Raw genomic sequence first — 22,635 nt, forward strand, 5'->3', positions numbered from 1 at the left:
GCCAATCACGCAAGAGCCGGCACCAGGGCCGTGCGGCCCGGCGGCGGAGCTCAGGCGCGCGGCACCGTCTCCATCGGGAAGATCATCACCGCGCCCTTCGGGCCGCCCTTGTCGGCAAGCCGCATCACCGAGCGGGTCGGCGGCGCCATGCCGATATCGGCGAGCATGTCGGAGAAGCTGGCGGGACCGAGGCCGCGCGTTATCGACGTGACGCCCTCCTGTGCCAGGAAGCTCAGATCTTCCTTTTCGCTTTCCGGCGGCGCCTCGGTCAGCACCGCGATCATCCGCTCCATGCCGAAGCTGGTGTCGGTGAAGGCGAGCAGCCCTTCCTCCAGCGTGGCCCGCGGCGCGAGGCGCTCGGCGACGATGTGGGTGATCGAATAGTCGCTGCCGACATAGAGCACGTTGATGTCGACCAGTTGGTCCGAGCTGTTTTTGGCCAGCACATGCACTTCATCGCCGGGCGAGACGCGCGGCACCACCGACGCCTGCAGCGGCTCCAGGCCATCCTTGTCAAGGCGTTTGACCTGGAACTGGACGTCGACGTCCTCGGGCTTGTAGTCGGAGGCCGCCGCCAGCCGCGAAAGGCCGGTGGCGCGGAAGATGGTGCGCAAATTCCTGGTCGTGGCGTCGACCAGCTTCTGGCGGTCGTCCCGATGGATGATGACCAGCGGCGGCTTGCCGCCGTCCTTCAAGGTCACGTCACCGGACGCCGGCAGGAACCACAGCGCCGGTTTGCCGGTGGCGTCCCCGGCGGCGCCTGCAATGGCGTTCTCGCGCATCACGGCGAAGCGCAACTCGGCGCTCTTGCCGGGATCGACCAGCTCTATATTGAAGCCGGTTTCCTTGGCCGCGGCCAGTTCGTCCAGAACCGAATTGACCAGCGTGGTTTCCTTCTCCAGCTCCTTGGCCGCGGCCGGCCGCGCGACGGTGAGCTTGTAGTCGACGGCGATCTCCGCCACCCGCGCATAGGCGTTGGCGGGAATGTCGGCGAGCTTCAGCGCAGGCTTGTTCTCGAACTCGACCGGCTTGACCTGGCTCTCCAGGTTCTTTGCCGACCGCACTTCGAGATAGCCGACCGCGTCGGACAGCGACGACAGTGCCGAGGGCAGGATGGCAAGCTTGCTGCCGGGCGTCAGGCGATGCAGCAGCCCGGCGCCGATCGTCGCCTCACCGTCCTTGACGACGATGGGCCACTGCATGACCGCTTCTGTCTTGTCGGTGCCGAAGACGCGCGCGTCGAGTTCGCCCTCGAACAGCGGCGTCGGCCGGGTGCGGCTGTCGGCGGAATATTGCTGCAGAACGGCCTGGCCAAGCTGGCGGTAGGTGACGTTGGGGTTTTCGGCGAGCTTCGACAGGATGGTGAAGGTGAAAAGGCCAAAGCGTGGCGCGTCCGCCGTACCCTTGGGCAGCGGCATCTCCGGCGTCGTCTCCACCGTCTGAGCGGCGTAGAAGGCGACCAGCTTGCCCTTGGTGATCGGCTCGGCGCCGGTCGGCGTCAGGTTGAAGGCGGGCTTGCGCGTGCCATTCTCGTCAAGGCCGCGCGATGCGCTTGCGACCGTGTCCTCATAGGTCTTGACGGCCGCCGCCCTTGCGGCCTCGTCGCCGCCGACCAGATCGGCGAATTCGACCTTGCGCTCCAACTCGTCATCGACCTCGACGGCACGGGTCGCGGTGCCGGAATGGCAGCAGTCGAACACGGCCCAGACAAACGCGCCCTTGTCGCGGATGGCGTCGAGCGCGTCGCCGATCTCATTGTCGACCAGCGCGTTCGGCACGCCGGCGTCGCGGTTGACCCACTTCTCGATGTCGACCGGCAGGAAAATCTCGTCGAGCCCGTCGGTCTCGTCGCCCTTGACCATTTCAGGCTGCTGGGCGCCGTGGCCCGACAGATGCAGATAGACGAAGTCGTCGCGCTGAACCTTGGCCGCAAGGTCGGCGAGTGCCGCCTTGATCGCCCCGTGGGTCGGCAGTCCTTTGGCGCCGGGTACATCCTTGGCGAGCAGCGTGACGTTCTCCGGCGCGAACCGCACCGGGTCCGGCACGTTTTTCAGCAGATACTCGTGCACCAGGCCGGCATCGTTCTTCGGCCCGATCAGCCAGTTCCTCTGCGGCAAGGCAGGATATTCGGTGCAAGCCACCAGCAGCGCATGATAGGTGCGCGATGCCGCAAGTGCCCGGAACGAAACCGTAGCGGCCGCTATCAGCGCGGACGTGCCGACAAGCAGCGTCCGGCGTGTCAATTTGATCATATTGCTTCCCCAAGCCCGATCGAATTTCCCAAGCGAGATTACCCTCGTCGAGGATTTTGTCAGTATTTTGAATGTTGCCGCTGATCAGGCCTGCCATAATCAAATGTGCCGGAACGCCGTCGATTGGTCCCGGACAACAACAGAAGAGTAGCAAAGACGACGGTTCGTCGCTATTTGAATGGGATCGGGCCGTTTGCACCGGCAAACAGCCTGGGGATGGCGCAGAACAAGTTGGAACAGGACCATGGCCGCGAGGGATGTGCTGACGAAAAACCAGTTGTGCGTGCTCGAGAAGCTCGAGACCGCCAGCGGGCCGCTCAGCGCCTATACCTTGCTCGACCAGTTGCGTGAGCGCGGCTTCCGCGCGCCGCTGCAGGTCTATCGCGCGCTCGACACGCTGGTGAAGTCCGGCTTTGTGCACCGGCTGGAAAGCATCAATTCCTTCGTTGCCTGCGCCGAGCCGCATGACCACAGTCATTCGATGACCGCTTTCGCGATCTGCGACACGTGCGGGCAGGTGACCGAAATGTCGGATCACGACGTCGACCACCGGCTGAACGAATGGGTCAGTTCGACGGGCTTTGCCGCGAAGAAGGCGGTGATCGAGTTTCGTGGCGTGTGTGCGAAGTGCCGGGCCGAGGCTGCCTGAAGTCTAGTCAGTGATAAGAAAATCTTCGATGCTGGAGGGGCAGCCCCTCTGTCCTGCCGGACATCTCCCCCGCAAGTGGGGAGATCAGCTGTCGTTTCTGCCTTCGCCAATTACCCTATGCTGAAATAAAAGCGCTGCCCGCGAAGATGCCGATCTCCCCCTGTGGGGGAGATGCCCGGCAGGGCAGAGGGATGTGAAGGAACGCGACCTGGTGGCCGCGGGCGCCTCACAGCCTCAATGAGCCTCGTCCCAGTTGTTGGCGGCCCGCGCGTCGACGTGCAGCGGTACTGACATTGACACCGCGGGCATCGCCGCGTTCTCCATGACGTGGCGCACGACGGGGATCGTCGTGTCGACTTCCGCTTCGACCGTTTCGAAGATCAGTTCGTCATGCACCTGCAGGAGCATGCGGGCCGACAGTTTGGCCTTCTCCAGCGCTTCCTCCATGCGCACCATGGCGCGGCGGATGATGTCGGCGGCGGTGCCTTGCAGGCGGGCGTTGATCGAGGCGCGCTCGTTGAAAGCACGCAGCGACGGGTTGGACGAGCGGATATCGGGATAATGGATGCGGCGGCCGAAGATCGTTTCGACGAAGCCGTGCTCGCGGGCATAGGCCTTGGTCTCCTCGATGTAATCGCGGATGCCAGGGAAGCGCTCGAAGTACTTCTTGATATAGTTGCTGGCTTCCTCACGCGGGATCGACAGCTGGTTGGCGAGGCCGAAGGCCGAGATACCGTAGATGATGCCGAAATTGATCGCCTTGGCGCGGCGGCGTATCTCGGAAGGCATGCCTTCCACGGGAACGTTGAACATTTCCGATGCGGTGATGGCGTGGATATCGGCGCCATCGGCGAAAGCCTGCCGCAGCTGCGGGATCTCGGCGACATGGGCAAGCACGCGCAGTTCGATCTGGCTGTAATCAGCCGAGACCAGCCGGTTGCCCTTGTCGGCGATAAAGGCGGTCCTGATCTTGCGGCCTTCGGCGGTGCGCACCGGAATGTTCTGCAGGTTCGGGTCGGATGATGACAACCGCCCGGTCGTCGTCGCGGCCAGCGCGTAGGAGGTGTGGACGCGTTTTGTGTCGGGGTGGATGAAGCCGGGCAGCGCATCGGTATAGGTCGATTTCAGCTTGGTGAGCTGGCGCCAGTCGACGATCTTGCGCGGCAGTTCGTGGCCCTCGGCGGCAAGGTCTTCCAGCAGCTGCGCCGAGGTCGACCATTGCCCGGTTTTGGTCTTGGAGCCGCCGGGCAGGCCCATGCGGCCGAACAGGATGTCGCCGAGCTGCTTGGGCGAGCCGATGTTGATGCGTTCGCCGATGAGCTGGTAGATTTCCTCTTCGAGCCGGGCGGCACCTTGCGCCAATTCGCCCGACAGCCTGGACAGGATCTGCCTGTCGACCGAGATGCCGCGCTGTTCCATCCGCGCCAGCACCGGCACCAGCGGCCGCTCCAGCCGCTCATAGACCGAGACCAGGCCCTTGGCGGCAAGCCGGGGCTTCAGCACCAGCCAGAGCCGCAGCGTCACGTCGGCGTCCTCAGCGGCGTGCGCGGTCGCCTTGTCGATGTCGACCTGGTCGAAACCGACCGAGCTCTTGCCGGAGCCGGTGACGTCCTTGAGCTGGAGCGGGGTGTGGCCAAGCCATTTCTCGGCCAGCGCGTCCATGCCGTGGCCATGCGGGGTGCCGGCGTCGAGCACATAGGAAATCAGCATGGTGTCGTCGAACGGCGCGACGTCGATGCCGTAGCGGCTCATGATGACCAGGTCGTATTTCAGGTTCTGCGCGATCTTGAGGACCGATTTGTCCTCGAGCAGCGGTTTCAGCACCGCCAGCGCCTCGCGAAGCGGGATCTGGTTCTCGAGCGTGCCGCCGCCGAGCAGGTCACCATTGCCGCTTTTGTGGGCGAACGGAATGTAGCCGGCGTGGCCGGGCGCCGTGGCTATCGCCATGCCGATCAGTTCGGCCTGCATGGGATCGGCCGATGTCGCCCTGACGTCGAAGGCGGCGACGCCGGCCTCCCGCGCCTCTGCGACCCATGCCTTCAAGGTCGAGATATCGCGAATGCAGGTGTAGGCCGAGGTGTCGATCTTGCGGGTTGCCGCGCGCTCCAGCCGCAAGGCCGAGAGCAGGGAAGGGGTATCGCCTTGCTTCGCGACGTCCGTCGCGGGCGCCGTTGCGTCCTCGGCTTGACCTGGCCCAGTGGCGGCACCGCTCCGGGCCATAACCGGCGATCCGGCGCCCACATCGGGGCCATGTGCGTTGTCGGCGCGCTCGACGGTCACCGCGACGGCCTGGACGTCGCCGGCCTCGGTGCCGGTCGCTTCCGCCACGCGGCGGGTCAGCGAGGTGAATTCCATTGTCTTCAAGAAGCCGATCAGCTTCGGCCCGTCGGGCGCGTGGAGGACGAAATCGTCCAACCCCTCGGCCACCGGCACGTCGTTCTTCAGCGTCACCAATTGGCGTGAGATCAGCGCCTTGTCGGTATTGGCGATGATCGATTCGCGCCTCTTTTCCTGCTTGATCTCGCCGGCACGGGCCAACAGGCCATCGAGGTCGCCGAACTGCTCCAGCAACTGCGCCGCCGTCTTCGGCCCGATGCCGGGCACGCCAGGCACATTGTCGACCGAGTCGCCGGTCAACGCCTGCAGATCGACCATCTTTTCCGGCGGCACGCCCCATTTCTCGATGACCTCGGGAATGCCGATCTGGCGATCCTTCATCGGGTCGTACATGCCGACCGTATCGCCGACCAGCTGCATCAGGTCCTTGTCGGAGGAGATGATGGTGGTGTCTCCGCCGGCTTCGCATGCCAGCCGGCAATAGGTGGCGATCAGATCGTCGGCCTCGAAGCCTTCCATCTCGATGCATGGCAGGTTGAACGCCTTGGTCGCCTGGCGGATCAGGCCGAATTGCGGGATCAGGTCCTCGGGCGGCGCCGAACGGTTGGCCTTGTATTCGGGGTAGAGATCGTTGCGGAAGGTTTTGGAGGAATAGTCGAAGATGACCGCGAGATGCGTCGGCACGATGCCTACATCGGTGTTGCGGGCATCCTGCATCAGCTTCCACAGCATGTTGCAGAAACCGGAAACAGCGCCGACCGGCAGGCCGTCGGATTTGCGGGTCAGCGGCGGCAGGGCGTGATAGGCCCGGAAGATGTAGCCGGAACCGTCGATGAGGAAGAGATGGTCGCCTTTTTTCATGCCGGCAGGGATAGCGCGGCGCGATGGCTTGGTCCATGCCAAAGACATCCCCGGATATCGGTTCCGTCAACACCCTGACAGATTGGCTTATAAAGCTCCGCTCACGGGCACGTTACAAAAGTGTAACGTTGATGCCCTTGAATCGCCACCTTCACAGACCCAAATACACCTCATCGGCAGTTTTCGCCGAAGTCCGGAGCAAGGCCCGTCCCCCGCCTATCCCGGGCAACTGCGGCAGCCTATCCCCCCTCTCCGGGCTGCCGCATCGTTTCGAGTATGAGGCCGCCGTGGTTCCCCCTCCACCACGGCGGTCTTTTTTTGCCTTGCGGCGGCTGTTGCGGGCCGTGGTCCAATGGTCCCGGGCTTTTCGTTTCGCCGCTCTGCCTTTACGGTTCCGGCACTGAATCGAAAGGCTTGCCAAATGTCCGCAGTTTCCCCCGTCCTCGACCGCCTCGACCAGAATCTCGACCAGAGCCTGGAACGCCTGTTCGGCCTGCTCAGGATCAAGTCGATCTCCACCGATCCCGCCTATGCCGCCGACTGCCGCAAGGCGGCGGAATGGCTGGTGGCGGAGCTCAAGCTGATCGGCTTCGATGCCAGCGTGCGCGACACGCCAGGACATCCGATGGTGGTCGCGCATCATGACGGGCCGGCTGGTTCGCCGCATGTGTTGTTCTATGGCCATTACGACGTGCAGCCGGTCGATCCGATCGAACTCTGGGAAAACGATCCGTTCGCGCCAGCGATCAAGGAGGTTGGACCCGACCACAAGGTGATCACAGGGCGTGGCTCGGCCGACGACAAGGGCCAGTTGATGACTTTTGTCGAGGCTTGCCGCGCCTGGAAGCAGGTGCATGGCAATCTGCCGTGTCGTATCACCATCCTGTTCGAGGGTGAGGAGGAATCGGGCTCGCCGTCGCTGAAACCGTTCCTCGAAGCCAACGCCGAAGAGCTCAAGGCCGACTTCGCGCTGGTCTGCGATACCGGCATGTGGAACCGCGATACGCCGTCGATCTGCGTGGCACTGCGCGGGCTGGTCGGCGAGGAGATCACGGTGAAGGCCGCGGACCGCGACCTGCATTCGGGGCTCTATGGCGGTGCCGCCGCCAACCCGATCCGCATCCTGGCCAGGGTGCTGGCCGACATCCACGACAAGGATGGCCACATCACCATTCCGGGTTTCTATGACGGTGTCGAGGAGACGCCTTCGCAGGTGCTGAAATCCTGGGAGACGCTGGGCGAGACGGCCGAGACCTTCCTTGGACCCGTTGGCCTGTCCATCCCGTCCGGCGAAAAGGGCCGCTCGGTGCTGGAATTGACCTGGGCGCGGCCGACAGCCGAGTTCAACGGCATCATTGGCGGCTACACCGGCAAGGGGTTCAAGACAGTGATCGCGGCGGAGGCCTCCGCCAAGGTGTCGTTCCGCCTCGTCCACAAGCAGGATCCCAAGAAAATCCGCGCCGCCTTCCAGAAATTCGTCGAGGAGCGAATTCCGGCCGACTGCTCGGTAGAATTCCATCCGCATGGCGGCTCGCCGGCAATCCAGCTTTCCTACGACTCGCCTTTCCTGGCCAAGGCCAAGGATGCGCTGTCCGACGAATGGCCCAAGCCCGCGGTGACGACCGGCAGCGGCGGCTCTATTCCCGTGGTCGGCGACTTCCAGACCTATCTCGGCATGGAATCGCTGCTGGTCGGGTTCGGCCTCGACGACGACCGCATCCACTCGCCCAACGAGAAATACGAGTTGAGCTCCTTCCACAAGGGGCAGCGCTCCTGGGCCCGCATTCTGGACGCGCTGACGCGCTGAGCGCGGAAAAGTCGTTTTCCTGTTGATTTTTCACCGGATCGCGGCGAGGACGGGATACGCCGCGACCGGAGAAGACAATGGCCGAGATCCGTTTCCACAAGCATGATCTGCCCGACCTCATGCATTACAATGTCGGGGCAGTGGCCATCGACACCGAGACGCTGGGGCTGAACCCGCATCGCGACCGTCTCTGCGTAGTGCAGATTTCGCCTGGCGACGGCAGCGCCGACGTCATCCAGATCGCACCCGGCCAGAAGAAGGCGCCGAACCTCGTCAGCCTGCTCAGGAACCGCGGCGTGACGAAGCTGTTCCACTACGGGCGCTTCGATCTCGCCGTGCTTTACAATGCCTTCGGGGTGATGCCTGAGCCGGTGTTCTGCACCAAGATCGCGTCGCGGCTGACACGCACCTATACCGACCGGCACGGGTTGAAGGACATCTGCTTCGAGTTGCTCGGCGTCGGCCTGTCCAAGGCGCAGCAATCATCGGACTGGGCGGCCGAGACGCTGTCTCCCGAACAGCTCGAATATGCCGCTTCCGACGTGCTCTATCTGCACCGGCTGCGCGACGTGCTGGCCGAGCGGCTGGCGCGCGATGGGCGGGCCAAGGAAGCCGATGCCTGCTTCCGCTTCCTGCCGACTCGGGCCAAGCTTGACCTGATGGGCTGGGACGAAGAGGATATCTTCGCACACAGCTGACCGCCTTCGCGACGATCCGCGCCTGACGGACGGTTGGGAACCAGATGCCGGCCGTGGCGTTCTGTGGGCTGAAAAAGGGGGACGAAATGGTGGACAGGAAGCCGATATCGACCGCGCCGACCGATGGCTCCAAGGTCACCATCACCTGGAAGGACGGCGACGGCGTTCTCAACGAATCCATCGGGCAATACCGCGATGACGGCTGGTGGGTCTATACCGACAGCCATACGCAAAAGAAGGTCGAGCCGACCAGCTGGCGGCCGACTTCCGGCGACGACAACGATCAATGAGCGCCGCTGGCGGGGCCAGCTGCTTTCGAATAGCCTGAAGCCGTTGATATCGGGGCCGATTCGGAGCCTTCCGCTCCGCGCTCGCCCTCTTGCTCGGAGGAAATCGCCATGGGCGTCGAAAGCCTTCTCGTCTTCATCATCATTGGTGCCATTGCCGGCTGGCTTGCCGGTCTCATCGTTTCCGGTTTCGGCTTCGGCCTGATCGGCAACATCATCGTCGGCATCGTCGGCGCCTTCATCGCCGGCTGGCTGTTCCCGCGGATCGGTTTCTCCATAGGCGGCGGCATCATCGCTTCCATCATCCATGCCACGATCGGCGCCATCATCCTTTTGGTGCTGGTCAAGGTTCTGAAGCGAGCCTGAGGCTCGAAACGACAAAGGGCGCGCCGTGAAACAGAACACACTCTACCTCCTCATTGGCGCGCTCGTCGTCGTCGTCATCGCGCTTGGCGCCTATGTCTACCGCGAGCAGACGAAGCCGAAAGGCGTCGAGCTCAAGATCGACGACAAGGGCATTTCGATCCAGCAGAACTGAGCCAGCCGCCGATTTGGGATGCGTCATGCCGCTTGATTTCCGGATGGCGGGCAGACTCGATCGAGGAGGGCGATGACCTGCGAGGAGCGGACGCTGGCCCTTTTCGCGCTGCCGTCGATGCGCGGTGGCGTTGAAAATTGCCGGAAGGCGGGGCCGTTGCTTCGGCGTAGTGCCGGAGGCGTGATCAAACCCCGATATGGAATTAGATGACGGATCGGCGCTTCGGCGCTATGATGTCGACACAGGGCGTTTGGGGTCAACCAACCTATTGCTAGGAGGTTGCCATGAAACACCAAACACTGGACCAACTGCATGCAGTGGCCGAGGTCAACAAACAGCCGGTAATGAGCCGAACCCAACGTCTCGTGCGTTGGGCCGAGCTTCTTGAACGTGAGCCCAGCCGGCTGCTCACCGCGCTTGCCGGGACCGAATACCGTGCGCCGCCCGAGCGCGATGTCATGCGAGGCGATGACTCGCCGATAGCGGTTGCCTTCACGGACCCGATATTGCACGACGAAGGTCTGAAAGACGACAGCTATGGTGAAGCCAAGCGCTTCTTCGAACTGACCGACCACCAACTGCACGAGATCGTCTGCTACTGCCATGTCGGCGAGGTTATGCAATCGTCCAGGGCAGCGCTCTCGGTTCGTGCCGCGATCGGCTGACGCATGTCCACCAGGTGATCACCTGGTGCCGGGTGATTTAGGGCGCGATCGAACGCGAAGTTGCAACCATTGCGATCGCGCCCTAACGAGGAACATGTCCGCGACCGCTTGGCTCGCGGTCGGGGGCGGCTTGGGCTTGGCGCCCCCGAAAAAAATGCCCCGCCAGGATTGTTCTGTCGCGGCGGGCCGGTTGCCAGCGCCAAAATCAGGACCTCGAACCGAGCGCCGACTGCCGGACCCCAGGCATTTGATTATCAATCGCCTTGAATTTTTCCGACTTAACCCGCCCTTAAATCGCCGCATCTACTCTTCAACTCGGACGCCATTGGCCCCGGGGATATCAAACACAGCGCATGGCGAACCGCAGAGACAGCCGCATCGAGCCCAGTTTCGAGGGACCGCCAAAGGCGCGATCCCAACCGGGTCTTTCGGTGAGCGAGGAGGACCGCGTCGTGCCAAGCAACCGCAAAGCCTCCGCCAAGCGCAAATCGTCGAAGGCGAAATCGTCGCGCGGTGGGCGTGGCAGAAGCCGGCGTGGCCTGTTCGGCGTGCTCGGACGGCTGGTCTACTGGTGCTTCGTGCTCGCCATCTGGGGCGGCATCGCGGTGGCCGGCGTCGTCATCTACTACGGCGCCAAGATGCCGGCGGCCACCACCTGGTCGATCCCCGACCGTGCCCCCAACATCAAGATTGTTTCGGCCGATGGTCAGTTGCTCGCCAATCGCGGCATGAGCGGCGGTGAAGCCGTCGGCCTGCACGAAATGTCGCCCTATATTCCAGAAGCCGTCATCGCCATCGAGGATCGCCGGTTCTATTCGCATTTCGGTGTCGACCCGATCGGCCTGTCGCGCGCCATGGTGACGAACCTGCTCGGCGGGCATTTCTCGCAAGGCGGCTCGACGCTGACGCAGCAATTGGCGAAAAACCTGTTCCTCAAGCCCGACCGCACACTGGAGCGTAAGGTGCAGGAGGTGCTGCTGGCGCTGTGGCTGGAGCACAAGCACACCAAGGACCAGATCCTCGAAATGTACCTCAACCGGGTTTATTTCGGCTCCGGCGCCTATGGCGTGGAAGCGGCTTCGCGCCGCTATTTCGGCAAGAGCGCGCGCGACGTCACCCTGTCGGAAGCAGCCCTGCTGGCCGGCTTGCTGAAAGCACCGTCGCGGTTGTCGCCGGCGCGCGATCCGAAGGCCGCCGAGGAGCGTTCGCAACTGGTACTCGCCGCCATGCGCGAGGAGGGCAAGATCAGCGACAAGGAGCTGAAGACGGCGCTCAGCGCGCCGGCGACGCGCTCGCCGTCCTACTGGACGGGCTCGGAAAACTATGTCGCCGACGCCATCATGGAAGAACTGCCCGACCTGATCGGCGATGTTCGCGGCGATATCGTCATCGATTCTACCGTCGACCTGAACCTGCAGAAACTTGCCGAGCAATCGATCCGCAAACTGATCGACGACAGCGGCAAGAAGCTCAACGTCACCCAGGGCGCGCTGGTGTCGATCGACGATTCCGGCGCGGTGCGTGCCATGGTCGGCGGCTATGACTATTCGACCAGCCAGTTCGACCGCGCCTCGGAAGCGCGCCGCCAGCCCGGCTCGGCGTTCAAGCCGTTTGTCTATATGGCCGCCCTTGAGGCGGGCCGCACGCCCGACAGTGTGCGCAACGACGCGCCGATCAAGATCGGCAATTGGACACCCGACAATTACGGCGGCAAGTACTTTGGCAAGGTGACACTGGCGACGGCTCTGGCCAAATCGCTGAACTCGGTCGCCGCGCAGCTGACGATGGAGGTGGGGCCGAACGCGGTGGTCGAGGCCGCGCACCGCATGGGCATCCAGTCCGATTTGCAGGCCAACACCTCGATTGCGCTCGGCACTTCGGAAGTGACGCCGCTTGAGTTGACCTCGGCCTATGTGCCGTTCGCCAATGGCGGCTACAAGCCGGACATCCATTTCATCCGCCGCATCACCACCGCCGACGGCAAGGTGCTCTATGACAGCGGTGGCGGCAACGCGCCGCGTGTCGTCAAGCCCGAGATCGTCGGCATGATGAATTCGATGATGATGGGCACGGTCGAGTTCGGCTCGGCAAAGAAGGCGGCTTTCGCCTGGCCGTCGGCCGGCAAGACCGGCACCAGCCAGAATTCGCGCGATGCCTGGTTCGTCGGCTACACCGCCAATCTCACCACCGGCGTGTGGTTCGGCAATGACGACGGCACTGCGATGAAGAAGGTGACCGGTGGCGCTCTGCCGGCGCAGGCCTGGCATGAGTTCATGGTCGCCGCGCATGAAGGCGTACCGGTACGGCCGCTGCCCGGCACCTGGAAGTCGACGCCGGCCGATACGATCGTGCCCGACGACATACCTTCGGCCGACAACAACCAGCAGGCGCCGGTTCCGTCGGTATCCGTTGGCCAGCAGGCGCCGGCCGCGCAGCCGGCGGCGCCGGCCCGCGTGGCGCGGCCTGCCCAGACCGTCGATGCCGACGGCTTCAACATGCCCGCGGACGACGGCACCACCGCTTCGGTCGGCCATCCCGTGCCGCCAGGCAGCGTCGGCGGCCCGCTCAAGAAGCGGCAGACCTCGATCCTGGATATTCTTGGCGGCGGCTGAGACTGTCTTCCCTAGCGGCGTCAATCCGCCTCTCGCCAGCGCCACGGTGTTCGGCTACATCTCCGGCCCGGAGACCGTGACATGGCTGAACCCGACACCAGAAAAACCATCGTGCTGACCGGCGCCAGCCGCGGCATCGGCCACGCCACGGTCAAGCGCTTTTCGCGCGAGGGCTGGCGCGTCATCACCTGTTCGCGGCAAGCCTTTGCCGAGGATTGTCCCTGGCCTGCCGGCCCGGAAGACCACATCAAGGTCGATCTCGCCGACCAGGAAGATGTAGGCATTGCCGTCTCGGAAATCCGCCACCGGCTGGAAGCGCATGGCGGCCAGCTGCATGCCCTGGTCAACAATGCCGGCATCTCGCCCAAGCTCAAGGACGGCAACAGCCGCATGAACTCGATCGACACGCCGATGCATGTCTGGCGCGACGTCTTCCAGGTCAATTTCTTCGCGCCGATCATGCTGGCGCGCGGCCTGTTCAAGGAACTGGCGGCGGCCAAGGGCTCGATCGTCAACGTCACCTCGATCGCCGGCACGCGCGTGCATCCTTTTGCCGGCACCGCCTATGCAACCTCAAAGGCGGCCCTCGGCTCGCTGACGCGCGAGATGGCGCATGATTTCGGCCCGCACGGCATCCGCGTCAACGCCATCGCGCCGGGCGAGATCGACACCGCGATCCTGTCGCCGGGCACGGACAAGATCGTCGAGACCATTCCGCTCAGACGCCTCGGCACCACGGCCGAGGTCGCGGACATCATCTTCTTCCTGTGCTCGCAGCAGGCCTCCTATGTGACCGGCTCGGAAATCCACATCAATGGTGGCCAGCACGTGTGAGGCGGGTGCTCATCCCGCGATGTTGAGAACGGCCTTGCCGCTGAAGCTGCGCTGCCGTAGGGCGTCCAGGGCCTGAGCGATATCAGTCCACGGCACGGTCAGGGCGACACGGGTTTCCAGCCGGCCAGCCGCGACCAGGGCGAGCAGCGTGGCGATATCGGCGCCGATGCCCGAGCCGGATGTGTAGTAGGCGAAGGTCTGAAGCCTCGCTCCCTCGTGGCCAGGAACGAATTGGCGGAAGCCAACCGGGGTGAGTTCGCCACTGCTCGAGCCGAACATGACGATGGTCCCGCCGGGTGCGACGCGTTCGATCGCGTGGGCGAGGCTTTCGCCGCCGACCGATTCGGTGATCAGCGCGAAAGGGCCTTCGGCCAGTTCGATCGCCTCGACCACCTGCTCGGCGCCGAGATCGCGGAGATCCCCTGCATGCCGGGCGGCTGCGATCGCGGTCACCGAGGCGCCTTGTTCGCGGGCGATCTGGATCTGGAACCGGCCGACCGCGCCGCTCGCGCCGGTGATCAGCACCTTCAGGCCAGCGAGATCGCCGCCATGGCGCAGCGTCCTCAGCGCCGTCGTGCCCGCCACCGGAAGCGTGGCCGCCGAGACGAAGCCGATCTCATCGGGCAGGACGGCGAGACGGTCGGTCGGAACGGCGACACGTTCGGCCCAGCCGGCTTCGTCGACCAAGGCCACGACCCTTGTGCCCACGGCCGGCCCGGAGCCATCGGCCGCCGCCCGCTCCACGATCCCAACGACGTCCTGGCCAGGTATCCAGCCGTTCGGGCGTATGGTCAGCAGGCGCAGTTCGCCGCGGTTCAACGAGGTCGCGTGGACGGCGATAAGAGCTTCGTTCGCGCAGGGGGGTGGCTCGTTCACCTCGGTAAGTTTCAATCTGGCTGCGTTGTCGGAACAGACGGTGAGCGCGAGCATGGGGTACACCTTTGCCAATTGCGGCGAGAACGACCCCGAGCCTACCGATTTGCGCGATCGAATAATCTAGATATAAAATCAATCAATCGCTAAAAATAGGCAATCATGAGACAACCTCTGAGCTACCCATGGCTCGATTTCGATGTCGATGACGTTCTTGCTCCGGCGATCGCCGTGCGCGTCGACGTAACCGAGACCAAGGCCGAGGTGTCGCAGCATTGGCACCGCAAGGGGCAACTCGTCTTCGCGCTCGGCGGTGGCGTCACCTGCCGCGTTCCCAGTGGCCTCTGGATGGTGCCGCCACATTGCGGCGTGTGGGTGCCAAGCCGCATGCAGCACAGCAACATCGCGACGGCCAATGCGCGGATTTTCTTCGTTTACATCGAGCCCGGTGCTGCCGAACTGCCGGATCGGTGCTGCACGCTTTCGATCTCGCCGCTGCTGCGCGAGCTCATCATCGAACTGTCCGACTGCGCGCCTGACGACGCGAGGTGCGCTTTCCTGGGAAAGGTCCTGCTCGCCGAACTGCCCGATATGCCGGTCCAGCAATTGCATCTGCCCCTATCTTCCGAGCCGCGCTTGCGGCAGATCGCCGAAGCGTTGGCGGACGATCCGGCTGACCGCAGCACGCTGGCGGAGTGGGCCAACCGCGTCGCACTCAGCGAGAGCAGTCTTGCTCGTCTCGTCGTAAAGGAGACTGGCTTAAGTTTCGGCCGCTGGCGCCAGCAATTGCATTTGATCGTTGCGATAAGGGAGCTGGCTTCCGGGGCAAGCGTTCAGCGGGTTTCGGGCGATCTGGGCTATGAGTCCGTCACCGCCTTCATTACCATGTTCAAAAAGGCGCTCGGCAAGCCTCCCGCACGGTATCTCAGCAGCATCGCACGGAATAGCGGGTCTGCATTCGCTGCATGATCAGGCGGCGGACGGTTCAGTCGCGAATGGCTTGTGACCGAGCACCTCTTCCACGATTCCGCGCGCGATCTCCCGTTCGCCCATGATCACCGTGTCGGCGCCGAGCCCTTTGAGATGCTCGACCTCGGCATCGGAATGGGCGCGGGCGACGACGTTGATGCCGGGTTTGGCGGCGCGCGCGCGCAGAACGATCTGGCCGGCTTCGAACGCGTTGGGGATGGCGAGGATCAGCCGGCTGGCGCCTTCGGGATTGGCGGCAGCGAACACTTCGGCGTTGGCCGCATTTCCGGCGACGGTTTCGATGCCGTCGGCTTTCAGCCTGGCCAGCGTCTTGTCGGCGTCCTCGATGACGAGGAAGGGCAGCGCAGCGTCTTTCAGTGCGGCACCGACAAGGCTGCCGACACGGCCGTAGCCGATCAGGATGGCATGGCCGGCAAGTGTCGTCCTCGGCGGCGGGCCGTCTTCCTTCCTGGAGGCGGCGGCGACCGAAGCCACCTGGCCTGGTTCCGTCGCCGGGCCGACCGGCTTTGCGTCCGCCGATGGTGTCGTCTTGGCGGCGCGGGCTTCCAGCCAAGGTCTCATCCAGTCGATGATCAGGAACATCAGCGGGTTGAGCACGATCGACAGGATGGCGCCGGCCAGGATCAGGTCACGGCCTTGCTCGGGCAGAAGTTTCAGCCCGACGCCGAGCTCGGCCAGGATGAAGGAGAATTCGCCGATCTGGGCAAGGCTTGCCGAAATCATCAGGGCCGTGGCGACGGGATAGCCGAAGGCGACGACGATGACGAACGCGGCCAGCGACTTGCCGATGACGATGATGGCCAGCGTCGCCAGGATCGGCAGGCCGTTGCTGATCAGGCTGAATGGGTCGAACAGCATGCCGACCGAGACGAAGAACAGCACCGAGAAGGCATCGCGCAGCGGCAGCGATTCCTCCGCCGCGCGGTGGCTGAGTTCGGATTCGCTCATGATCATGCCGGCGAAGAAGGCGCCAAGCGCCAGCGAGACGCCGAACAGTTTTGCCGCGCCGAAGGCGACGCCGAGCGCTATTGCGAGTACGGAGAGACGGAACAGTTCGCGAGACCCGGTATGGGCCACGTAGTGCAGGATCCAGGGAATGACCCGGCGGCCGACCACCAGCATGACGACGACGAAGGCGGCGACCTTGGCCAGCGTCATGCCGACGATGCCCCAGATGCCGTAGCTGGCCGGCAACGACAGCAGGCCGCTGACATGGGCTTCGGCCTGTTCCTGGCCACCCAGCACGCCGGCAAGGGCAGGCAGCAGCACCAGCGCCAGCACCATGGCCAGATCCTCGACGATCAGCCAGCCGACGGCGATGCGGCCGCGCTCGGTCTCGATAAGCCGGCGCTCCTGAAGCGCGCGCAGCAGCACCACGGTCGAGGCGACCGACAGCGCGAGGCCGAACACGAGGCCCGCTCCCATCGACCAGCCGAGCATCCAGGACAGCCCGGTGCCGAGCGCCGTGGCGAAGCCGATCTGGACGATGGCGCCGGGTACGGCGATGGCGCGCACCGACAGCAGGTCCTTGAGCGAGAAATGCAGGCCGACGCCGAACATCAGCAGGATGACGCCGATTTCTGCCAGTTCATTGGCAAGGCCGGCATCGGCGACGAAACCGGGCGTGTTCGGCCCGACCAGCACGCCGGCTATGAGATAACCGACCAGCGGTGGAATTCGGAACCGATTGGCCAGAGCCCCGAAGACGAAAGCCAGCCCCAGACCGGCGACGATGGTGGCGATAAGGGGCGTGTCATGCGGCATTGTCTATGGAGCGCCTTTCAAGCTAGCGATGTCGGATGTGCGCCGCCCGAAGCCGTCGCCTGTTTTGCAATATGGTGGAAGGGGTGACGTTGATGCAACCCGCAGGCCGCGAAAATCGACGGTGCGGCGGCAAATACTCGGCCGGCGGCTGAAAAGCAGCCGGCCTGCCGGACGTCCCGCAATGTTGTCGCCCCGGTGTCGTGCTAGTCGGCCGCCGGCGATCAGGCGGCCCGCAGCAAGGCCTCGATCTCGAATATGGCGTGGTTGGTCAGCGTCTTGGGAATTTCGGCGGTCACTTTGCCCTCGACCTCCTTGTGCAATTTCTTGCGCATGGTCCCGAGCACCATTGGCGGTGCGACAAGGACGATCTCGTCGAACGCCCCGCCATGCGAGAGCTTGTAGAGCCGGGCGGCAATGTCATCGGCGAAGCGCTCCTTGCCGATCCGATGCCAGTCCGTCTCCTCGACGGCGCTGCGATGCACGGACGGGCCGTCATTGTACCGGCCTGGACTGTCGGTCCCTTGTTCGCGGGTAGGCGGATTGTCCTGCTCCATCATCTGCACGACCTCCAGGTTGGGAAACTTGTTGTCGCCGATATTCTTGAGGAAGAGCGCTTTTTCGCCATCGGCCACCATGATCCAGATGCCGTGCTTCAGCTTGATCGTGCCCATGATGACGGGTTCCTTTCCCTGCTGTGTCACGCCCTGCGCGGCACCCCGCCGCGGTTTCGGTTTTGGATAGCGGACGAGACGGGAACGCCTTGCGAAGCGGTAATGTTCCCGCCGCCAAGGTCACTTGAACGCGTGCTGCCCGAGGCCGGAGGTCGATGATCGTCGGCCGGCGGCTTTAATCTACTAAATTGGTAGAAATTAGAAAAAACTGTTTTGCGCGACGGCGGGCCGGCGGCTAAAAAGACCTGAAATCAAGGCCTGCCTCAGCCGCTTGAGTTCGCCCATACAAAGGATGTGGAATATTTTTCTCCTGCCTTTCGCGGTTGCGAAAAAGCGATTGCCTGCCATCACAGGATGCGCGAGTGCTTTGCTTCTGGTTTTTCGCGCCCGGGCGTAAAACTGCGACACTGTTCCCGGATTGCTTTTCACATGCCGCAGGCCAATGCCAAGCTCAATGCCTTCCCCGTCTTCGTGCGGGTCGAGGGCGAAGCCGTGGCCATCGTCGGCGGCGGTGAGGAGGCCTTGGCCAAAGCACGGCTGATCGGACAGTCGAGCGCGGTCTTGCGCATCATCACCGAAAACGCCGAGCCGGAACTGCTTGCCTTCATCGCTCAGTCCGGCGCCAGCCAGGTCGCGGCGGCCTACGATGCCTCGCAGCTCGACGGCGCGGTCATGGTGTTTGCCGCCAGCGGCGACGAGACGCTCGACCGCCGCGTCGCCGCCGACGCGCGCAAACTGGGCATTCCTGTCAATGCCGTCGATCGGCCGGAGCTCTGCGATTTCTTCACCCCGGCCCTGGTCAACCGCGCGCCGGTCGCCATCGCCATCGGCACCGAGGGTGCGGGCCCGGTGCTGGCCCAGATGCTGCGTGGCCGCATCGACCAGATGCTGTCGCCGTCGCTTGGATCGCTGGCGACGCTTGCCGCTTCACTGCGTGGCGCCGCCGAGACATTGCTGCCGAAAGGCAATGCCCGCCGCCGCTTCTGGAGCAGTTTTTTCCAGGGTGCGCCTGCCCATGCGGTGGAAGCCGGCCAGCTGTCGCGGGCGCATGACGCCGCCGTGGATCTTCTGTTGTCGAACGCGCCGGCTTCGGGTCACATCTCCCTGGTGGGCGCCGGTCCGGGCGCCGAGGACCTTCTGACGCTGCGGGCGCACCGCCTGCTGATGGAGGCCGACGTCATCGTCCATGACGCGCTGGTGCCGGAGGCGGTGGTTGCGATGGGCCGCCGCGATGCCGAGCGCTTGGGCGTCGGCAAGCGCAAGGGCTGCCACACCAAGAGCCAGGCCGAAATCAATGCGCTGCTGGTCGAACTTGGCCGGCAGGGCAAGCGTGTCGTGCGGCTGAAGTCGGGCGATCCGCTGGTCTTCGGCCGGGCCGGCGAGGAAATGGCGGCGCTGCGCGATGCCGGCATCGCCTATGAGGTGGTTCCCGGTGTCACCGCCGCCTTTGCCGCCGCCGCCGATTTCGAACTGCCGCTCACCTTGCGCGGGGTGTCCTCGTCGATGGTGTTCACCACCGGCCACGACCTCAAGGGCAATTCGCTGCCCGACTGGGCCAAGCTTGCGATTTCCGGCGCCACCGTTGCCGTCTATATGGGCCGCTCGGTCGCGGCCGAAGTCGCCGGCCGCCTGATCGAGGCCGGTCTGTCGCCGGACACGGCGGTCGCCGTGGTCGAGAATGCCAGCCTTGCCAATCGGCGCCGGTTCCACGGCACGCTGGCCGACCTGCCGTCGCTGGAAGCGCGCGGCGATCTTTCCGGGCCGGTCATGACCATTATCGGCGATGCCGTCGCCGGCGCCAATTTCGAACGGTCCGAGCCGCTCGCGGCACACAGGCACGAAGATTTGGGGCACGAAAGTGCGGCTACAGCCGCCACCGAGAGAGTTCAGCCATGAAGATACTGACCGCCAACCGCCTGACCGATGGCATCGCCGTCTGGTACGCCGATGGCGGCTGGGCAGAGACGGTGGGCCACGCCGACCTTGCCCATGACAAGGCGGCCGAGGACCGCCTGGAGGCGATCGGCGCCAAGGCCTATGCCGACAATGAAGTGGTCGACGTCAATCTGATCGACGCGGACGTCGTCGACGGCGTGGTCGAGCCGGTGCGATTGCGCGAGAAGATCCGCGCCGCCGGGCCGACCATTCGCGGCGATCTCGGCAAGCAGGCCGAGCGGGCCGCATAGCCAGGATTTAGATGAAACGGGCGGACGCGCCCTGAAAGACAAAGCATGTACCGTTACGATGAGTTCGACCACGATTTTGTCCAGGCCCGCGTCGCCGAGTTCAGCGACCAGGTCCAGCGCCGGCTGTCCGGTGAGATCACAGAGGACCAGTTCCGGCCGTTGAGGCTGATGAACGGCGTCTACCTGCAACTGCACGCCTACATGCTGCGCATCGCGGTGCCCTATGGCACGCTGAACAGCAAGCAGTTGCGCATGCTTGGCCACATCGCGCGCAAGTACGACAAGGGCTACGGCCATTTCACCACGCGCCAGAATATCCAGTTCAACTGGCCGGCGCTGTCGGACATTCCGGCGATCCTGGCCGATCTGGCAAGCGTCGAGATGCATGCCATCCAGACCAGCGGCAACTGCATCCGCAACGTCACCGCCGATCATTTCGCCGGTGCCGCGGCCGACGAAGCCGCCGATCCGCGCCCCTATGCGGAAATCCTGCGGCAATGGTCGTCGGTGCATCCGGAATTCTCGTTCCTGCCCCGGAAATTCAAGATCGCGGTGACGGGCGCCGAACGCGACCGCGCCGCCATCCAGACGCATGACATCGGCCTGCACCTGAAGAAGAATGCTGCCGGCGAGCTGGGCTTTGCCGTCTATATCGGTGGCGGCCAGGGCCGGACACCGATGGTGGCGAGGAAGATCCGCGACTTCTTGCCGGAAGCCGACCTGCTGTCCTACTGCACGGCGATCCTGCGCGTTTACAACCTCTATGGCCGCCGCGACAACAAGTACAAGGCGCGCATCAAGATCCTCGTCCACGAGACCGGCGTCGATGAGATCACCCGTCAGGTCGAGGCCGAGTGGCAGGAGTTGAAGGACGCCGAGCTGAAGCTGCCGGACGCTGACATCCGTGCCATCGAAGCCTATTTCGCGCCACCGGAACTGACCGAGCGGCCGGAAGGTGATGCCGCCGTCAAGCTGGCGCGTCTCGATTCCAAGGGTTTCTCGGAATGGCTCGACCAGAACGTGGTGACGCACCGCCATCCAGACTACGCGGCGGTGACGATCTCGCTCAAGGGCATCGGCGAGGTGCCGGGCGATGCGTCGGACAGCCAGATGGAAGCGGTCGCCGACATCGCTGAAAAATACGCCTTCGACGAGCTGCGCGTCAGCCATGAGCAAAACCTGATCCTGCCGCATGTGGCGCGCGCCGACCTCAAGGCGGTCTATGACGCGCTGGTCGATATCGGGCTGGCGACGGCCAATTCCAATTTGATATCGGACATCATCGCGTGCCCCGGCCTCGACTATTGCGCGCTGGCCACTGCACGCTCGATCCCGATCGCGCAGGAAATCTCGCAACGCTTTGCCTCGCTTGAACGGCAGCGCGAAATCGGTGAGTTGAAGCTGAAGATCTCCGGCTGCATCAATGCCTGCGGCCATCACCATGTCGGCCATATCGGCATCCTCGGCGTCGAGAAGAAGGGCTCCGAACTCTATCAGGTGACGCTGGGCGGCTCGGCCGACGAGAACACGTCGGTCGGCGAGATCATCGGCCGGGGCTTTTCATCGGAAGAGATCACCGACGCCATCGAGCAGATCGTCGAGACCTATCTCGGCCTTCGGCTCAACCCACAGGAAAAGTTCATCGACGCCTACCGCCGTGTCGGTCCCGCGCCGTTCAAGGAGGCGCTCTATGCTGGCGAAGCCAAGGCCGCTTGACCGTATCGCCGCTGTCGATGACGGCGTCGCCGCCAAGGCGGCGGGGTTCGATGCGCTTTACGGTCATCTGAAGCCGCTCGAGATCATCGAACGCTCGGTTCGCGAACTGTTTCACGACGAGATCGCCGCCGTGTCGTCGTTCGGCGCGGATTCGGCTGTGTTGCTGCACATGATCGCCGAGGTCGACCGGTCGCTGCCCGTCATCTTCCTCGATACCGGCAAGCATTTCGAGGAGACGCTCGGCTACCGCGACGCGCTCGTCGCCGATTTCGGGCTGACCAACATCCAGGTGATCAAGCCCGAGGAAGCCGCACTGGAGCGGATCGACCCGGCAGGCAATCTGCACCAGAGCAACACCGATGCCTGCTGCGACGTGCGCAAGGTCGAGCCCTTGGCGCGCGGCGTGGCACCGTTCCGGGCCTGGTTGACCGGGCGCAAGCGCTTCCAGGCCTCGACGCGGGCGGCGCTGCCGGTGTTCGAGGCGGTCGGCGCGCGCATCCGCATCAATCCGCTGGCGCACTGGACGACATCGGACCAGGCTGAATACATGCGGGCGCACGCGCTGCGCGAAAATCCGCTGGTCGCCTATGGCTATCTGTCGATCGGCTGCTTTCCGTGCACGCAGCCGGTACAGCCGGGCGAGGACGCGCGCAGCGGCCGCTGGGTGGGTCACGCCAAGACCGAGTGCGGCATTCACCTGTCGGGGCTGGAGAAGTCGCTGACCGACGCATCCCTGTAGGATATGCTGATAATCAGGTGAGGCTGGCCTTCCAGGCTTCCCGTGCTTCCGGTGCTTATGTACTTCAAGTACGCTCCGCCCCGGTTCTCGGAAGCCGTCATTCTCGGTGCAGCCTGGCTTGAGTCTCGACACATCCTTGGCTCCTTTGAATATTTA

General features: G+C 64.2%; 19 protein-coding genes. 14 read left to right on the plus strand and 5 right to left on the minus strand.

Annotated elements, in window-relative coordinates; translation table 11 throughout:
• Positions 1 to 50 precede the first annotated feature (50 nt).
• Positions 51 to 2,252 (minus strand): caspase family protein, encoded by a 2,202-nt coding sequence (locus EB230_RS09355; RefSeq protein ID WP_172372141.1) that lies wholly within the window; start codon positions 2,250 to 2,252, stop codon positions 51 to 53.
• 244 nt (positions 2,253 to 2,496) lie between these two features.
• On the opposite strand from EB230_RS09355, the gene EB230_RS09360 reads away from it, so the two are divergent.
• Positions 2,497 to 2,901: a Fur family transcriptional regulator gene (locus tag EB230_RS09360; RefSeq protein ID WP_056577850.1), complete on the plus strand. Its 405-nt coding sequence runs from the start codon at positions 2,497 to 2,499 to the stop codon at positions 2,899 to 2,901.
• A 234-nt stretch (positions 2,902 to 3,135) separates the two neighbouring features.
• Here the strand turns inward: EB230_RS09360 and polA are convergent, their stop codons facing one another.
• Positions 3,136 to 6,099, minus strand: coding sequence for a DNA polymerase I (gene polA, locus EB230_RS09365; RefSeq protein WP_172375031.1), 2,964 nt, complete (start codon positions 6,097 to 6,099; stop codon positions 3,136 to 3,138).
• A 421-nt stretch (positions 6,100 to 6,520) separates the two neighbouring features.
• On the opposite strand from polA, the gene EB230_RS09370 reads away from it, so the two are divergent.
• The 8 genes from EB230_RS09370 to EB230_RS09405 all read left to right on the plus strand — a co-directional run bounded on the left by EB230_RS09370 (position 6,521) and on the right by EB230_RS09405 (position 13,540).
• Complete coding sequence (locus EB230_RS09370; RefSeq protein WP_172372144.1) at positions 6,521 to 7,906, plus strand: M20/M25/M40 family metallo-hydrolase; 1,386 nt, start codon at positions 6,521 to 6,523, stop codon at positions 7,904 to 7,906.
• A gap of 77 nt (positions 7,907 to 7,983) precedes the next feature.
• On the plus strand, positions 7,984 to 8,604 hold the full coding sequence (locus tag EB230_RS09375; protein WP_172372146.1) for a ribonuclease D: 621 nt from the start codon (positions 7,984 to 7,986) through the stop codon (positions 8,602 to 8,604).
• Between the two features lie 86 nt (positions 8,605 to 8,690).
• Positions 8,691 to 8,894, plus strand: a complete 204-nt coding sequence (locus EB230_RS09380; protein WP_056577956.1) for a hypothetical protein — start codon at positions 8,691 to 8,693, stop codon at positions 8,892 to 8,894.
• Positions 8,895 to 9,002: 108 nt separating this feature from the next.
• The gene (locus EB230_RS09385) at positions 9,003 to 9,257 is read left to right on the plus strand and encodes a GlsB/YeaQ/YmgE family stress response membrane protein (RefSeq protein ID WP_027056594.1); all 255 of its coding nucleotides are present in this window, start codon (positions 9,003 to 9,005) and stop codon (positions 9,255 to 9,257) included.
• A 25-nt stretch (positions 9,258 to 9,282) separates the two neighbouring features.
• On the plus strand, positions 9,283 to 9,429 hold the full coding sequence (locus EB230_RS09390) for a hypothetical protein (protein ID WP_027031097.1): 147 nt from the start codon (positions 9,283 to 9,285) through the stop codon (positions 9,427 to 9,429).
• A 284-nt stretch (positions 9,430 to 9,713) separates the two neighbouring features.
• Complete coding sequence (locus tag EB230_RS09395) at positions 9,714 to 10,094, plus strand: hypothetical protein (RefSeq protein WP_056577842.1); 381 nt, start codon at positions 9,714 to 9,716, stop codon at positions 10,092 to 10,094.
• Positions 10,095 to 10,447: 353 nt separating this feature from the next.
• A complete protein-coding gene (locus tag EB230_RS09400) occupies positions 10,448 to 12,706 on the plus strand; it encodes a transglycosylase domain-containing protein (RefSeq protein WP_172372149.1) in 2,259 nt (752 codons plus the stop codon).
• An 81-nt stretch (positions 12,707 to 12,787) separates the two neighbouring features.
• On the plus strand, positions 12,788 to 13,540 hold the full coding sequence (locus EB230_RS09405) for an SDR family oxidoreductase (protein WP_056577838.1): 753 nt from the start codon (positions 12,788 to 12,790) through the stop codon (positions 13,538 to 13,540).
• Positions 13,541 to 13,549: 9 nt separating this feature from the next.
• Here the strand turns inward: EB230_RS09405 and EB230_RS09410 are convergent, their stop codons facing one another.
• Complete coding sequence (locus EB230_RS09410; RefSeq protein ID WP_172372151.1) at positions 13,550 to 14,470, minus strand: zinc-binding dehydrogenase; 921 nt, start codon at positions 14,468 to 14,470, stop codon at positions 13,550 to 13,552.
• Between the two features lie 105 nt (positions 14,471 to 14,575).
• On the opposite strand from EB230_RS09410, the gene EB230_RS09415 reads away from it, so the two are divergent.
• Complete coding sequence (locus tag EB230_RS09415; protein ID WP_172372154.1) at positions 14,576 to 15,382, plus strand: helix-turn-helix transcriptional regulator; 807 nt, start codon at positions 14,576 to 14,578, stop codon at positions 15,380 to 15,382.
• Here EB230_RS09415 and EB230_RS09420 read toward each other — a convergent pair whose 3' ends face one another.
• Both EB230_RS09420 and EB230_RS09425 read right to left on the minus strand, forming a co-directional pair.
• Positions 15,383 to 17,167, minus strand: a complete 1,785-nt coding sequence (locus tag EB230_RS09420) for a cation:proton antiporter (RefSeq protein ID WP_056577832.1) — start codon at positions 17,165 to 17,167, stop codon at positions 15,383 to 15,385.
• A 221-nt stretch (positions 17,168 to 17,388) separates the two neighbouring features.
• A complete protein-coding gene (locus tag EB230_RS09425; protein WP_056577830.1) occupies positions 17,389 to 17,838 on the minus strand; it encodes a host attachment family protein in 450 nt (149 codons plus the stop codon).
• A 429-nt stretch (positions 17,839 to 18,267) separates the two neighbouring features.
• On the opposite strand from EB230_RS09425, the gene cysG reads away from it, so the two are divergent.
• From cysG to EB230_RS09445, 4 genes are read left to right on the plus strand one after another with little or no spacing between them, the layout of a single operon-like run.
• On the plus strand, positions 18,268 to 19,734 hold the full coding sequence (gene cysG, locus EB230_RS09430; RefSeq protein ID WP_172372156.1) for a siroheme synthase CysG: 1,467 nt from the start codon (positions 18,268 to 18,270) through the stop codon (positions 19,732 to 19,734).
• A complete protein-coding gene (locus EB230_RS09435) occupies positions 19,731 to 20,024 on the plus strand; it encodes a DUF2849 domain-containing protein (RefSeq protein ID WP_140772068.1) in 294 nt (97 codons plus the stop codon). The genes cysG and EB230_RS09435 overlap by 4 nt, the downstream gene beginning before the upstream one ends.
• 45 nt (positions 20,025 to 20,069) lie before the next feature.
• Positions 20,070 to 21,740 (plus strand): nitrite/sulfite reductase, encoded by a 1,671-nt coding sequence (locus EB230_RS09440; protein ID WP_056577824.1) that lies wholly within the window; start codon positions 20,070 to 20,072, stop codon positions 21,738 to 21,740.
• Positions 21,715 to 22,479, plus strand: coding sequence for a phosphoadenylyl-sulfate reductase (locus EB230_RS09445; protein ID WP_172372159.1), 765 nt, complete (start codon positions 21,715 to 21,717; stop codon positions 22,477 to 22,479). Before EB230_RS09440 ends, EB230_RS09445 begins: the two co-directional genes overlap by 26 nt.
• The last annotated feature ends 156 nt before the right edge of the window (positions 22,480 to 22,635 follow it).

Source organism: Mesorhizobium sp. NZP2234 (assembly GCF_013170765.1).
GTDB lineage: Bacteria > Pseudomonadota > Alphaproteobacteria > Rhizobiales > Rhizobiaceae > Mesorhizobium > Mesorhizobium loti_D.